A 13413-nucleotide genomic window follows, 5' to 3' on the forward strand; every position below is an offset into this window, starting at 1 on the left:
CCTGCACCATGAAGATCAACGCGACCACCCACATTGAGCCGGACACATGGCCCCACGTCCGGCCGAAGCAACCGGTCGCACCGGCCGAGCAGGCACAGGGCTACCTGACCCTCATCCGGGAGCTCGAGGAGCGGCTCGCCGAGGTCACCGGGTACGACAGCGTGTCGCTGCAGCCCAACGCCGGGTCGCAGGGCGAGCTGGCCGGCCTGCTGGCCGTACGCGCGTACCACCGCGCCAACGGGGACGCGCAGCGGACCGTGTGCCTGATTCCGTCGTCGGCCCATGGGACCAATGCCGCGAGTGCCGTGATGGCGGGCATGAAGGTCGTCGTCGTGAAGACCGCCGAGGACGGCGAGATCGACGTCCAGGACCTGCGGGCGAAGATCGAGCAGTACCGCGACGAGCTCGCGGTACTGATGATCACCTACCCGTCCACGCACGGCGTGTTCGAGGAGCACGTCGCCGACATCTGCGCGCAGGTGCACGAGGCCGGCGGCCAGGTGTACGTCGACGGAGCCAACCTGAACGCCCTGGTCGGGGTCGCCAAGCCGGGGCACTTCGGCGGCGACGTCTCCCACCTCAACCTGCACAAGACCTTCTGCATCCCGCACGGCGGCGGCGGTCCGGGTGTCGGTCCGGTGGCCGTCCGGGCCCACCTGGCGCCGTACCTGCCGAACCACCCGCTGCAGCCCGCCGCCGGGCCGGAGACGGGCGTCGGGCCGATCTCGGCCGCGCCGTGGGGCTCCGCGGGGATCCTGCCGATCTCGTGGGCGTACGTCCGGCTGATGGGCGGCGAGGGGCTCAAGCGGGCCACCCAGGTGGCCGTGCTCAGCGCCAACTACGTCGCCAAGCGGCTGGAGCCGCACTACCCCGTGCTCTACACCGGGCCCGGCGGGCTCGTCGCGCACGAGTGCATCATCGACCTGCGGCCGCTGACCAAGGCGACCGGGGTGAGCGTCGACGACGTCGCCAAGCGGCTCATCGACTACGGATTCCACGCGCCGACGATGTCCTTCCCGGTGGCCGGCACGCTGATGATCGAGCCGACCGAGTCCGAGGACCTCGGCGAGCTGGACCGGTTCTGCGAGGCGATGATCGCCATCCGCGCGGAGATCGACAAGGTCGGGGCGGGGGAGTGGCCCGCCGACGACAACCCGCTGCGGGGCGCTCCGCACACCGCCGGCGCGCTGGGCGGCGAGTGGAAGCACGCGTACAGCCGGGAGGAGGCCGTCTTCCCCGGTGGGGTGTCCGCCGCCGACAAGTACTGGCCGCCGGTGCGCCGTATCGACCAGGCCTTCGGTGACCGGAACCTGGTGTGTTCGTGCCCGCCGCTGGACGCGTACGAGGACTGACGCGTCGGGATGGTTCGGCAGAGGCCCCGCTTCGGCGGGGCCTCCCGTTTCTACGCCGGGTACGCGTGCGTCTGGGTCGCCTTCACCGTCGCCCAGACCGTGGCACCCGGGTGCAGGTCCAGTTCGGCGGCGGCGACCGTGGTGAGGTCGGCGGCGAGGGCGAGTCCGCCGGTCAGGTCGGCGCGGATCTGGTCGCCGTGGATCTCCAGGCCGGCGACCTCGCAGCGCCAGAGGTTGCGGGCGCTGGCACCCGTGGGGCGGTCCCGGAAGAGGGTGACGGCGCTGGGCGGGAACGCGACGAAGACGTCGCCGGCGAGGTCCTCGGTGGTGGTGATGGCGGGACCCGCGGCCAGCTGGACCGTGTGGCCCGCCGCCCGGCCCCGGTAGAGGTTGAGGCCGACCAGGTGGGCGATGTAGTCGGTGCGCGGGTGGCGGGCGATGTCGGCGGGGGTGCCTTCCTGGACGACCCGGCCGTCCTCGATGACGATCAGGCGGCCGGCCAGCACCATGGCGTCCAGCGGGTCGTGCGTGACCAGGACGGCGACCGCCTCGAACTCGGCCAGGTGGCGGCGGAGTTGGGACCGTACGTCCAGGCGGGTGCGGGCGTCGAGGGCGGCGAGGGGTTCGTCCAGGAGGAGGAGACGGGGGCGGGTGGCCAGGGCGCGGGCCAGCGCGACGCGTTGAGCCTGGCCGCCGGAGAGACGGCGGGGTTTGACGCCGGCGTGCTCGGCGAGGCCCATGCGGTCCAGCCAGGCAGCCGCCTGGGTACGGGCGTCCGCCTTTGTCGCGCCGTGGCAGCGGGGGCCGAAGGCGACGTTGTCGAGGGCCGTGAGGTGGGGGAAGAGGAGGTAGTCCTGGAAGACGACGCCGACCGGGCGGGATTCGGGGGGTGTGCGGTCCAACTCCGTGCCGTCGAGGTGGAGGTGGCCGGTGGTGAGGGGGGTGAGGCCGGCCAGGGCACGGAGGGCGGTGGTCTTTCCGGCGCCGTTGGGGCCGAGGAGGGCGACGACCTCGCCGGGGGCGGCGGTGAGGGTGATGTCCAGGTGGAAGGTGGGGCGGGTGACGACGAGGTGGGCGTGGAGGCCGTGCGCGGTCGGGTGCGGGTGTGTGGGGGGTACCCGGCCTTCGGCCGGGTTGGGGTTCCCACCCGCATCACCCGTGCGGCTGTCAGTGTCGGGTGCGGGTGGCCCCTGAGGGGGCGGAGCGCCGTCGGCGGCTGCCGGCAGTCCGTGGTGGGGTGGCTGCGAGAGGTCGGCGGACGCGGATGGTCCGTGGGGTGGCTGCGAGGGGTCGGCGGACGCGGATGGTCCGTGGGGTGGCTGCGAGGGGTCGGCGGACGCGGATGGTCCGTGGGGTGGCTGCGAGGGGTCGGCGGACGCGGGTGCTCCGTGGGGTGCCCGGGTGTCGTCGGCGGACGTGGGCAGTCCGTGGGGAGGCCCGGCGTCGTCTGCTGGTGTGGGGTGTGGGTTTGTCATCGGGAGTGTGTCCGGCGGGTCGTCCTCATGATGCTGTCATCCAACGGTCCCGCAACCCCGCCAGCACCGCGATCGACACCGTCAGCAGTACCAGGCTGAGCGCGATCGCCGCGTCGGGGTCGTTCTGGAGGGCGAGGTAGACGGCGAGCGGCATGGTCTGGGTGCGGCCGGGGAAGTTGCCGGCGAAGGTGATCGTCGCCCCGAACTCGCCGAGTGCGCGGGCCCAGGCCAGGACCGCGCCGGCCGCGATGCCGGGGGCGATGAGCGGGAGCGTGACCCGGCGGAACGCCGTGAAGCGGGAGGCGCCCAGGGTGGTGGCCGCCTCCTCGTAGCGGGGGTCGGCCGCGCGGAGCGTGCCCTCGACGCTGATCACCAGGAACGGCATGGCCACGAAGGACTCGGCGACCACCACGCCCGCCGTGGTGAAGGGGAGGGTGATGCCGAACCAGGAGTCCAGCCACTGGCCGGCCACCCCGTTGCGGCCCAGGGCGAGGAGCAGGGCCACACCGCCGACCACCGGGGGGAGGACGAGGGGCAGGGTGACCAGTGCGCGGACGAAACCGCGGCCGGGGAACTCCGTGCGGGCCAGCAGCCAGGCCAGGGGGACGCCCAGCACCAGGCTCACGGCCGTCGCCGACGTCGCGCAGATCAGCGATAGCTGGAGGGCCTGCCAGATCTCCGTGCTGGTCAGCAGGGACGGGAGGCTGCTCCAGGGGGCCCGCACCAGCAGGGCGACCAGCGGCAGGAGCAGGAAGGCCAGGGCTACCGCTCCGGGGAGGAGGAGCGGTAGCGGTACGGCGGTCCGAACGCGTCGGCGCCGCGGACCGCCCGTGCGGGGGCCGGCCGCGGCGCCGGACGCGTCGGTCTTCGTCACGGCTTGAGGAACCCGGCCTGGTTCAGGACCTGCTGGCCCTCGGCGGACTGCACGAGCGCGATGAACGCCTTGGCCACCGTGGGGTTCTGGGCGTTCTTGAGGAGGGTGATCGGGTAGTCGTTGATCGCGTTCGCGGACTCGGGGAACTCCACGCCCTCGACCTTGCTGCCGGCGGCCTTCACGTCGGTCTTGTAGACGACCGCCGCGTCGGCCTCCTTCAGCACCACCTTGTTGAGGGCGGACTTCACGTCCTCCTCGTAGGAGACCGGGGTGAGCTTGAGCTTGCTGGCGTCCAGGGCCTTCTGCGCGGCGGCACCGCACGGCACCGTCTTGTCGCAGAGGACCACCTTCAGCGACGACTTGGTGAGGTCCTTGAGGGAGGAGATCTTGTCGGGGTTGCCCGGCAGGGTGGCGATCTCCAGCTGGTTGCGGACGAAGGTGGCCGGCGTGCCGACGGCGTCACTCTTGTCCGTGACGATCGCCATGGTCTTGGGGCTCGCGGCGGCGAAGACGTCGGCCGGCGCACCGCTCGTGATCTGCGCGGCCAGGGTGTCGCTGCCGCCGAAGCTGAAGTTCACCTTGGTGCCCGGGTGGGCCTTCTCGAAGTCGGCCTTCAGGGTCGTGAAGCTCTCCTGGAGCGAAGCGGCCGCGAACACGGTGATCGAGCCCGACAGCTTGGGCGTTGCCGCCGCCGACGTGTCCGACTTCGTCGTCGCCGAAGAGTTGTCGTCGGAGGAGGAACAGGCGCTCAGGGCCAGCAGGGCCGCGACCGAGGCACCGGCCACCTGGAGCGTCCGCCGGGTCCGGCGAACGGAACGGGTCATCACGAGTGAACTCCTCTGGATTCTATGAACAATCTGTCGCGCCCTGCCGCGACCTGTCTATCAGCCGCCTGGCGATGATACTGCCGCATTTGCCAGCCGTAAGTCTTCTGTCACATCGCATGAGCTGCATACTTACGGATTGGGCCTGGCATGTGCGTTTGTACGGTGACGTGCCGCGGGTACCGTCATCCGGGAGGTGGCCGCGCATGACGCTCGCCGAACTCGTCCTCACCGGAGACCTGGCACGACCGGCCCGGCTGACCGTGCCCGACCTGCTGCGCTGGCCCCAGCACCGGGAGCGGGTCAGCTTCGAGTGCGCCACCAGCGGCATCCAGCACCACAGCTTCACCGGACCGCGGCTGTACGACGTCCTCACCGACGCCGGACCCGGATTCGACCCCGGCCGGCGCAAGGACCGGCTGCGCTTCCTCATCGCGGTCACCGGCGCCGACGGGCACCACGCGCTGCTCTCCTGGGCGGAGATCGACCCCGATTTCGGCCATGCCCCTGTTGTGCTCGGTGTCAGCATCGACGACACCCCGCTGGACCGGGCGGGTCCGCAACTGGTGCTGCCGCAGGACCGTTGCGGGGCCCGGCACATCAGCGGCATCAGGGAGATACGGGTGGACGGGGCGTACGGCGGCCGGCATCCAGTGCCCGCCACACCCGGTCGCGCGTCAGCGGCAGCTCCGTGAACCGAACGCCCGTCGCGTCCCGCAGCGCGTTGGCCAGCGCCGGGGCGACCGGGTTGAACGGGCTCTCGCTCATCGACTTGGCGCCCAGCGGCCCGATCGCGTCGGTGGTCTCCATGAAGTGCACCTCGGTGCGCGGGATGTCCGCGTACTGCGGCAGCCGGTAGCGGCGGAAGGCGGCCGTCTCGACCTCGCCGCGCGCGTCCAGCCGTACGTTCTCGAAGAGGGTCGCGCCGAGCGCCTGGGCCACCCCGCCCTCCACCTGACCGCGGCACTGCATCGGGTTCATCACCTTGCCCGCGTCGGCGGCGTGCACGCTGCGCAGGATGCGGATCTCCCCGGTGCCGGGGTCCACGGCCACCCTGAACCACTGGGAGTTGAAGGCGACCGAGCGCGGGGTGCCGCCGAAGTGGCCGTCGGCGGCGCACTCGATGCCGACCGCGCGGGCGGCCGCGTACAGCTCCTTGAGCGGCAGCCGCCCGCCGGGGTGCAGAACGGCCTCCTCCGCCAGCCGGCAGTCGGCGCGCGCCACGCGCAGGTGGGCCGCGGCGAAGTCGAGGAGCAGGTCGGCGAGAGCGCGGGAGGCGCGCAGGGTGGCCTTGCCCGCGACCACGGTGCCGGTGGAGGCGAAGGCACCGGTGTCGTGCCGTACGACGTCCGTGTCGGACTGGCGGACGGTGATCCGGTCGACGGTGGTGGCGAGTTCACCGGCCGCGATCTGCCGGTGCACGGTCGTGGTGCCGTTGCCGAACTCGGCCGTGCCGACCGCCAGATCGAAGCCGCCGTCGGGGAGCAGGGCCGCCCTGGCGTCGGCGATGTGGCCGCCCGGCGGGCCCGTCGCGATCATCGCCAGCGCCACGCCCTCGCCGACCAGCCAGCCCTCGGGGGCCGGTTCCCAGGGTTCCGACCGGGCCCGGCGGACGATGGAGACGCACTGGTCGAAGCCGTAGCTGGCGATGTGCAGGTCCTCCTCGTGGCCGCCGGGGGTGAGCATCGAGTCGCCGGGGCCGATGATGTTGCGGGCCTTGACGTCGAGGGGGTCCAGGCCGAGCCGGCGGGCCAGTTCGTCCAGGGCGGACTCGACCGCGAACAGCACCTGGCCCAGGCCGTAGCCGCGGAAGGCGCCCGCCGGGACGGTGTGGGTGTAGACGGAGTAGGCGTCGACCTTCTTGTGCGGGGCCCGGTACATCGCCATCGACTCGCCCACGCTGTGGAACATCACGGCGGGGCCGTGGTTGCCGTACGCGCCGGTGTTGGAGACGACCCGCAGTTCGAGGGCGGTCAGCGTGCCGTCCCGGCGGGCGCCCGCCTTCACGCGGACGGTGAAGGGGTGCCGGGTGGTGGCGCCGTAGAACTGCTCCGCGCGGGTGTACTCCAGCTTCACCGGGCGGCGCAGCCGCAGTACGGCGAGGGCCACGATGTCCTCGACCAGCATCTCCTGCTTGCCGCCGAAGCCGCCGCCGACCCGGCCCGCGACCACCCGGACCTGCTCCGGCGGCAGGTCGAAGAGCGCGCACAGGGCACGGCGGGTGAGGAACGGGGTCTGGGAGCTGGTGCGGACGGTGAGCCGGCCGTCCTCGTCGAGCCAGGCGACCGCGCCGTGCGTCTCCAGGCTGGCGTGCTGGACCCGCTGGGTGCGGAAGGTCGCTTCGTATACGGCGTCGGCCTCGGCGAAACCGGCCTCGACGTCGCCGATCTCGCCGTGCGCCTCGCCGACGACGTTGGCGTGCGGGCGGGAGATGCGGGCGGCCGACGGGGCCTTGTCGTGGACGACGGGGGCGCCGGGGCGCATCGCCTCCTCGGGGTCCAGGACCGCTGGTGCAATGTCATATAGCACTGCGATCCGCCGACAGCCCTCCTCCGCCGCCGCCTCGCTGTCCGCGACCACCGCAGCGACCCGCTGGCCGATGTAGCGGACCGTGTCGTCGAGCAGGCGGGTGTCGGCGGGGTCTTCCTCGGGGTGTTCGTGGCGGGCGGTGGAGTAGTGGCGTTCGGGGGCGTCGTGGTGGGTGAACACGGCGTGGACGCCGGGGACGCGCAGGGCGGCCGAGGTGTCGATCGAGGTGATGCGGGCGTGGGCGTGCGGGGAGCGCAGCAGCTTCATGTGGAGCAGGCCGGGCACGTCGATGTCGAAGGTGTAGCGGGCGGTGCCGGTGACGACCTGCGGTCCGGCGGGCGCGGGCAGGTTGCGGCCGACGGACTCGCCGGCGGACGGCTCCTCGACGTGCCTGACCCCGCGGACGGCGTCCTCGATGGCCCGGTAGCCGGTGCAGCGGCACAGGTTTCCCTTGAACGCCCGGGGGAGATCGGTGAGTTGGTCGTCGGTGAGGGCCGCCGTGGTCATCAGGAAGCCGGCTGTGCAGAAGCCGCACTGGAAGCCCTGGGCGTCCAGGAACTTCCGCTGCACGGGGTGGAGTTCGCCGTCGGGGGCGGCCAGGCCCTCGACGGTGGTGACGGTACGGCCGTCGGCGCGGAAGGCCGGGTAGAGGCAGCTGTGCACGGGTTCGCCGTCGACGTGGACCGTGCAGGCTCCGCAGTCGCCCGCGTCGCAGCCCTTCTTCACCCCGAACCAGCCGTGCTCGCGCAGATAGGTGCGCAGGCACTGGCCGGGCAGCGGCTCCTCCTCGTGGCACCGCCCGTTGACCTCGATCCTCACCGGGTCACCTCCTGCCGGATCTCCTCCGCGTACCGGAACGTCATGTGCCGTCGCCATTCGGGCAGGCCGTGGATGTCGTCGAACCACTCGTCGTCGGCGACGGCCCCGCCGATCGCCGTCCGCAGGGCCTCGGCCGTCGGCGGCAGCGGGAACCACAGCCGTACCGGCCGTACGGTCGCCGCGGTGACCGTCAGGGCGAAGGAGCCGTCGACGGGGTCCAGGGTGCCGATCACCAGGACGCCGGAGCGGCCCAGGCCGTAGAGGGAGGCCTGGCGGAACGCGGTACGGCGGTCGAGTGCGCGGGCCGGGACGGTGACCGAGCGCAGCAGCTCGCCCTCGGCCAGGTCCTTGCGGCCTGCGCCGGTCACGAAGCCGGCGACCGGGACCCGTCGTCGTACGCCGTCCTGGGCGATCAGCAGGCACTCCCCGTCGAGGGCGGCGGTGAGGGAGATCATCGGGCCGGCCGGGAGGGCGTTGCAGAGGTTGCCGCCGACCGTGGCCATGTTCCAGATCTTGAAGGAGGCGAGGAAGGCCCGGCAGCACTGCTCGAAGAGCGGGGCGGCCGCCGTCGTCAGGGTCCGGGCGTGGCGGGAGAGCTGGGCGACCGTGCAGGTGGCGGAGACCTCCAGGGAGCCGTCCGGGGCGCGGTGCACGGGCGTCCAGCCGGTGCGGCTCAGGTCGACCAGGCGGCGCAGCCGCGGCTGGGGCTCGGAGAAGAGGTACGTCCCGCCGCCGAGCCAGGCGTCGCCGGGGCGCCAGGGGGCCGGGTTCCGGGCGTCCCGGATCTCCACCACCGTGTTCAGGTCCATGCCGGTCAGTGAAGCAACGCGCGCGGGACTCGCACGACTGGTGCGGGGCACGGAAAAAACGAGCCGGGCGGGGCCGGTCCTGGATGATTCACCAAGAGACGTTCCGTGCGGAAAGACTTGCATTTACGATGCTGTAACTCGCACTCACCTGGTGAATGCGAGGCTGGCACAAGGAGTCTGAGCACATGCACGTCGAACACCTCCTGACGGACGTCTCCCTCGGGCTGCGTCCCCTGTGGGCGCGGGACGCCCTGCTGGCCCGGGAGATCAGCGGGGTGACGGTCACGGACCTGGAGGACCCGGCCCGCTTCGTGCGGCCCGGGGAGGTGGTGCTCAGCGGGCTGGTGTGGTGGGCGCCGGGGAAGGCGGAGCGGTTCGTGTCGGCCCTCAAGGAGGCCGGGGCGGCGGCGCTGTTCGCGGGGGAGGAGACCCACGGGGGCGTGCCCGAGGAACTGGTGGAGGCCTGCGTACGGCACGGTGTCCCGGTCGCCGGGGTGCCGGCGCACATCATGTTCCGGGCGATCACGGACACCGTGTACCTGCGGCAGTGGGGCGAGCTGAGCCGCAGGCAGGCGCTGCCGGAGAACGCGCGGGTCCGGCTGAGCAGGCTGCTCGCCCAGGAGGCCGGGCCCGGGGACGTGCTCGCGGCGGCCTTCGCGCATCTGGACCGGACCGCCGCGTACGTCTTCACGCCGTCGGGGCGGACCGTCGCGGCCACGGCGGCGGCACCCGGGGTCCCGGCCCGGGAGGCCGCGGTTCTGGTCGCGGACGGGCGCGGGATGACGGTGTCCGTCGCCGCCGACAGCGTCTCGCCGTACGAGCGCTGGCTGCTGTACCTGCCCGACCCGGACAGCGCGCCGGCCGGGATGCTGCACGAGGTCGCCGCCGCGCTGGGCCGCTGCCAGGAGACGGCGGTGCGGCGCCGGTCGGCCGAGCGGCAGGCGGCCGACGAACTGGGCGCGCTGCTGGCCGGGGCGGGGGCCGCGGCGGTGGAGGGGACTTTGCAGGCCGGGGTCCGGGAGTGCGGGCTGCCCGCCGACGGGCCCTACCGGGTGGTGGTCGCCGACACCGGGGCACGGCGGCCGGGGCTCGCCGAGGGCGCGCTGGCGGAGGTCGCCGGGCATGTCGCGCCGCGGGCGCCGCGGGCCGCGGTGGGGCGGCTGCCGGACGGGACGGCCTTCGCCGTCCTGCCCGCGGCGGACATCGGCGCCGCCTGGGAGCTGGTCGCCGGCTGCGAGCCGGGTGTCCCGCTGCACGGCGGGACCGGATCGGTGGCGGCGGGACCGGGCGAGCTCAGCGGGGCGCTGGCGCAGGCGCGGTACGCGCTCACCTCAGCCCGCACTACGGCCCCGGACGCCTCCGTCCTCACCGATGCGGCCACCCTCACCAGCCTCTCCGCGCTGCTGACCGGGGTGCCGGCCGAGGTCCGCGCGGTCTACCGCCGTACCGTCCTCGGGCCGTTGCTCACCGGCGAACGGGCCGCCTCCGCCGTGCTGTTGAGCACGCTGCAGACCTTCCTGGCCTGCGACGGCTCCTGGGCGCGCACGGCGGAGGCGCTGCATCTGCACGTCAACACCGTGCACTACCGGATGCAACGGGTGGAGCACTTCACCGGCCGGGACCTGTCCCGGCTGAGCGACCGGCTGGACCTGTGGGCCGCGCTGCTGTGCGGATGACCCTTCAGACGCGGTCGATGTGCACGTTCGTGGACTTCACCCGGGCGGTGGCCTCCATGCCGACCTCCAGGCCGAGTTCCTCGACCGCCTCCCGGGTCAGCAGGGAGACCAGCCGGTGCGGGCCGGCCTGGATCTCGACCTGGGCGGCGACGTCGCCGAGCTTGATCGCGGTGACGATGCCGGGGAAGGCGTTGCGGACCGAGGTGTAGGAGGCGTCCTCCTCGCCGGTGCCGGCCTTGGCCAGTTCGACGGAGAACGCGGCGAGGTCCGCGCCGTCGATGAGCCGCCGGCCGCCCTCGTCACGATGGGTGGCCATCCGGCCCGCGTCGGCCCAGCGGCGGGCGGTGTCCGGGCTGACGCCGAGCAGCCGTGCCGCCTGGCCGATCGTGTAGGAAGGCATGCGGGTCACGATAGGCCCAGTCGGCGGGGTCCGCGGCCAGGGGGTGGGCGGTCAGACGAGGCCGGACGCGTGGAGGACCGCGCGCGCGTTCGTGTCGTCGATCTCGTGGCCGAGCCGCGCCAGCACCTCGGTGCCCCCGCGCAGGGTGCCACGCTCCACGGAGCGGCGGACGCCGGTGTCCAGTTCGTGCCAGAGCAGGGGGTTGGCGTGCAGGACGCCCGGGTCCAGCTCCAGGCGGCTGCCGTGGGTGTCGCGCAGGACCAGATGCGCGGAGACGTCACCGTACCGGCCGACGTAGACGAGGGAGTCGGTGCGTACGGTACGGCGCCGGAGCGGGCCGCGTACGGCCAGCCAGCCGGGGCCGGCCGTGACGCGGGCGGGCAGCAGCATGGTGAGGACGGCGACCGACAGGGTGCCCCAGAGCAGGGCGCGGGCGGGGGTGAGGGTACCCGCGTCCCAGTCCACCAGGAACGTCAGCCCGCCGAAGCCGAGGGCGCAGCCGACGGCCAGGTGTGCGCTGCCGCGCCAGGTGCGGTCACCGGCCGCCCGGCCCCTGGGTCTGCTGTCCGTCATGAGGCCGACGGTAGGGGCCTGTGGGCGCTCGGGACCGACCGCTGACGGGGTTCTTATGCAGACCGAGCGGTTCTTGACGGGATTCTTACGGCCTGTACGCGCGCCCGTGTTCAGCCCGTGTGGACGCGCGGCCGCCGGGAGCGGTCGGGCTCTGCCTCGCGCAGCACCTCGCGGGTGACCGGGGCGACCTCGCCCTGGCCGAAGAGGAAGAAGCGCAGGAAGTTGGCGAACGGGCTGCCCTCGGTCCACTCGAAGTAGATGTGCGGGATTCCGTTGGTCTCGTCCCGGACGTGCAGCAGCAGCGCGGCCAGGGCGTTGGGGATGGAGGCGGACTCCAGGGTGAGGACGCGGTAGCGGTTGTGCAGGACCTCGCCGCGGACGGTCAGGCCCGCCTCGAACTCGGAGGGGTCGGTGACCGTGACCTCGACGAAGACGAAGTCCTCCTGCTCGGGCATGTCGTTGTCGGCCCGGATCTGGTCGATCTTGTCGCGGTACTCGGCCTTGTCACGCCGGTCCGGCTCGTTGGCGATGAACCGCATCTTGCGGCTGGCCATGTCGCGGATGAACCGTTCCGCCATGTCGTCGAGGACCACGCTCGTCACGCGCAGCTCGAAGGCGCGGGCGAGGCGGGAGAGCAGCGAGACGAGGATGATGCCGACGATGAAGCAGGCACCGATCTTCACGCCGTCGGGGCGCTCGATGACGTTGACGACGGTGGTGTAGAGGAACACCGCCGAGATGACCGCGAAGGCGATGGTCCAGTTGCGCTGGCCGGCCTTGTGGGCGGCGATGGTCACCGCGACCGCCGCCGAGCTGATCAGCACCAGCACACCGGTGGCGTAGGCGCCGCCCTGCGCGTCGACGTCGGCGTCGAAGATCCAGGTCACCAGGAAGGCGATCAGGGTGAAGACGATGACCATCGGGCGCACCGCGCGGGCCCAGTGCGGGGCCATGCCGTAGCGGGGCAGGTAGCGCGGCATCAGGTTGAGCAGGCCGGCCATGGCGGAGGCGCCGGCGAACCACAGGATGGCGATGGTCGAGACGTCGTAGACCGTGCCGAAGGCGTTGCCGAGGTATTCGTGCGCCAGGTAGGCGAGGGCGCGGCCGTTGGCCTGGCCGCCGCTCTTGAACTCGTTCTCCGGGATCAGCAGCGTGGTGATGAAGCTGGTGGCGATCAGGAAGACGCTCATGATCAGGGCGGCCGTGGTGAGCAGCTTCTTGGTGTCCCGGATCCGGCCGGTGGGGCGCTCCTCGGTGTCGCCCGGGTCGCCCTTGACGTTCGGCATGACGGCCACACCGGTCTCGAAGCCGGACAGGCCCAGGGCGAGTTTCGGGAAGACGATCAGGGCGACGCCGATCATGACGAAGACGTTGCCGTGTTCCGTGGTCAGGGCGCTGGTCCAGTCGGTGATCACGTGCTCGGCGGTGATGACGTGCCAGAAGCCGACGATCACGACGACGACGTTGAGCGCGAGGTAGATGCCGACCAGGACGACCGCGACCCCGATCGCCTCCAGGAAGCCCTTGAGGAAGACCGCGCCGAGCAGCGCCACCAGGAACAGCGTGATGATCATCTGCTTGCCCTGGAGGAAGTCGGCGAGGTGCGGGTTCTCCACCAGGTGGGTGGAGGCGTCCGCGGCCGACAGGGTGATGGTGATCAGGAAGTCGGTGGCGGCGAAGCCGAGCAGGGTGAGCACGAAGAGCTTGCCCTGCCAGAAGGAGAGCAGCCGCTCCAGCATGGCGATGGAGCCCTCGCCGTGCGGGCTCTCCTCGGCGACGCGGCGGTAGACCGGCAGGGCGCCGGCCAGGGTGACGATGACGAGCACGATGGTCGCGATCGGCGACAGCAGGCCGGCGGCCAGGGCGGCGATGCCCGGCTGGTAGCCCAGGGTCGAGAAGTAATCCACACCCGTCAGGCACATCACCCGCCACCAGCGCTGGCCCTGGTGCGCCGGTTCGGGCTGTGCGTGGGGGCCGGGTTGGCTGCCGCCCTTGCCCATGTCGGACAGCCCCTCCAGCATCCAGGCGCGCAGGCGACTGGGAGGGGGGTGTTCGGTCGTGGCCATGGGGTCGGCTCCTGGT

The 13413-nt window shown here is 72.4% G+C and carries 11 protein-coding genes; 3 read left to right on the forward strand and 8 right to left on the reverse strand.

Annotation, left to right across the window (positions count from 1 at the left end; translation table 11 throughout):
* Window positions 1–1352 (forward strand): aminotransferase class V-fold PLP-dependent enzyme (locus tag ACWGKQ_RS46615; RefSeq protein ID WP_453298174.1); only part of this gene is annotated, 1352 nt, incomplete at its 5' end.
* A 50-nt stretch (window positions 1353–1402) separates the two neighbouring features.
* Here ACWGKQ_RS46615 and ACWGKQ_RS46620 read toward each other — a convergent pair.
* From ACWGKQ_RS46620 to modA, 3 genes are all read right to left on the reverse strand, one after another.
* Window positions 1403–2578, reverse strand: a complete 1176-nt coding sequence (locus ACWGKQ_RS46620; protein WP_453298198.1) for an ABC transporter ATP-binding protein — start codon at window positions 2576–2578, stop codon at window positions 1403–1405.
* Between the two features lie 274 nt (window positions 2579–2852).
* Entirely contained in the window at window positions 2853–3701 is an 849-nt protein-coding gene (modB, locus tag ACWGKQ_RS46625) for a molybdate ABC transporter permease subunit (RefSeq protein ID WP_453298175.1), read from the reverse strand.
* Window positions 3698–4525, reverse strand: a complete 828-nt coding sequence (gene modA / locus ACWGKQ_RS46630; RefSeq protein WP_453298176.1) for a molybdate ABC transporter substrate-binding protein — start codon at window positions 4523–4525, stop codon at window positions 3698–3700. The genes modB and modA overlap by 4 nt, the downstream gene beginning before the upstream one ends.
* Window positions 4526–4731: 206 nt before the next feature.
* Between modA and ACWGKQ_RS46635 the strand changes: the two genes are divergently transcribed.
* On the forward strand, window positions 4732–5220 hold the full coding sequence (locus ACWGKQ_RS46635; RefSeq protein WP_453298177.1) for a molybdopterin-dependent oxidoreductase: 489 nt from the start codon (window positions 4732–4734) through the stop codon (window positions 5218–5220).
* Here ACWGKQ_RS46635 and ACWGKQ_RS46640 read toward each other — a convergent pair.
* The gene (locus ACWGKQ_RS46640) at window positions 5135–7873 is read right to left on the reverse strand and encodes a molybdopterin-dependent oxidoreductase (protein ID WP_453298178.1); all 2739 of its coding nucleotides are present in this window, start codon (window positions 7871–7873) and stop codon (window positions 5135–5137) included. The genes ACWGKQ_RS46635 and ACWGKQ_RS46640 overlap by 86 nt on opposite strands.
* On the reverse strand, window positions 7870–8682 hold the full coding sequence (locus tag ACWGKQ_RS46645; protein WP_453298179.1) for an FAD binding domain-containing protein: 813 nt from the start codon (window positions 8680–8682) through the stop codon (window positions 7870–7872). The genes ACWGKQ_RS46640 and ACWGKQ_RS46645 overlap by 4 nt, the downstream gene beginning before the upstream one ends.
* A 185-nt stretch (window positions 8683–8867) precedes the next feature.
* Between ACWGKQ_RS46645 and ACWGKQ_RS46650 the strand changes: the two genes are divergently transcribed.
* The gene (locus tag ACWGKQ_RS46650; RefSeq protein ID WP_453298180.1) at window positions 8868–10358 is read left to right on the forward strand and encodes a PucR family transcriptional regulator; all 1491 of its coding nucleotides are present in this window, start codon (window positions 8868–8870) and stop codon (window positions 10356–10358) included.
* Window positions 10359–10362: 4 nt separating this feature from the next.
* On the opposite strand, the gene ACWGKQ_RS46655 is transcribed toward ACWGKQ_RS46650, so the two are convergent.
* The 3 genes from ACWGKQ_RS46655 to ACWGKQ_RS46665 form a co-directional block, all read right to left on the reverse strand.
* Entirely contained in the window at window positions 10363–10758 is a 396-nt protein-coding gene (locus ACWGKQ_RS46655) for a TOBE domain-containing protein (RefSeq protein WP_453298181.1), read from the reverse strand.
* A gap of 51 nt (window positions 10759–10809) precedes the next feature.
* Entirely contained in the window at window positions 10810–11331 is a 522-nt protein-coding gene (locus ACWGKQ_RS46660; RefSeq protein ID WP_453298182.1) for a hypothetical protein, read from the reverse strand.
* 110 nt (window positions 11332–11441) lie between these two features.
* On the reverse strand, window positions 11442–13397 hold the full coding sequence (locus tag ACWGKQ_RS46665) for an APC family permease (protein ID WP_453298183.1): 1956 nt from the start codon (window positions 13395–13397) through the stop codon (window positions 11442–11444).
* Window positions 13398–13413 lie beyond the last annotated feature (16 nt).

The sequence above is a fragment of the Streptomyces sp. NPDC054770 genome (genome assembly GCF_053611985.1).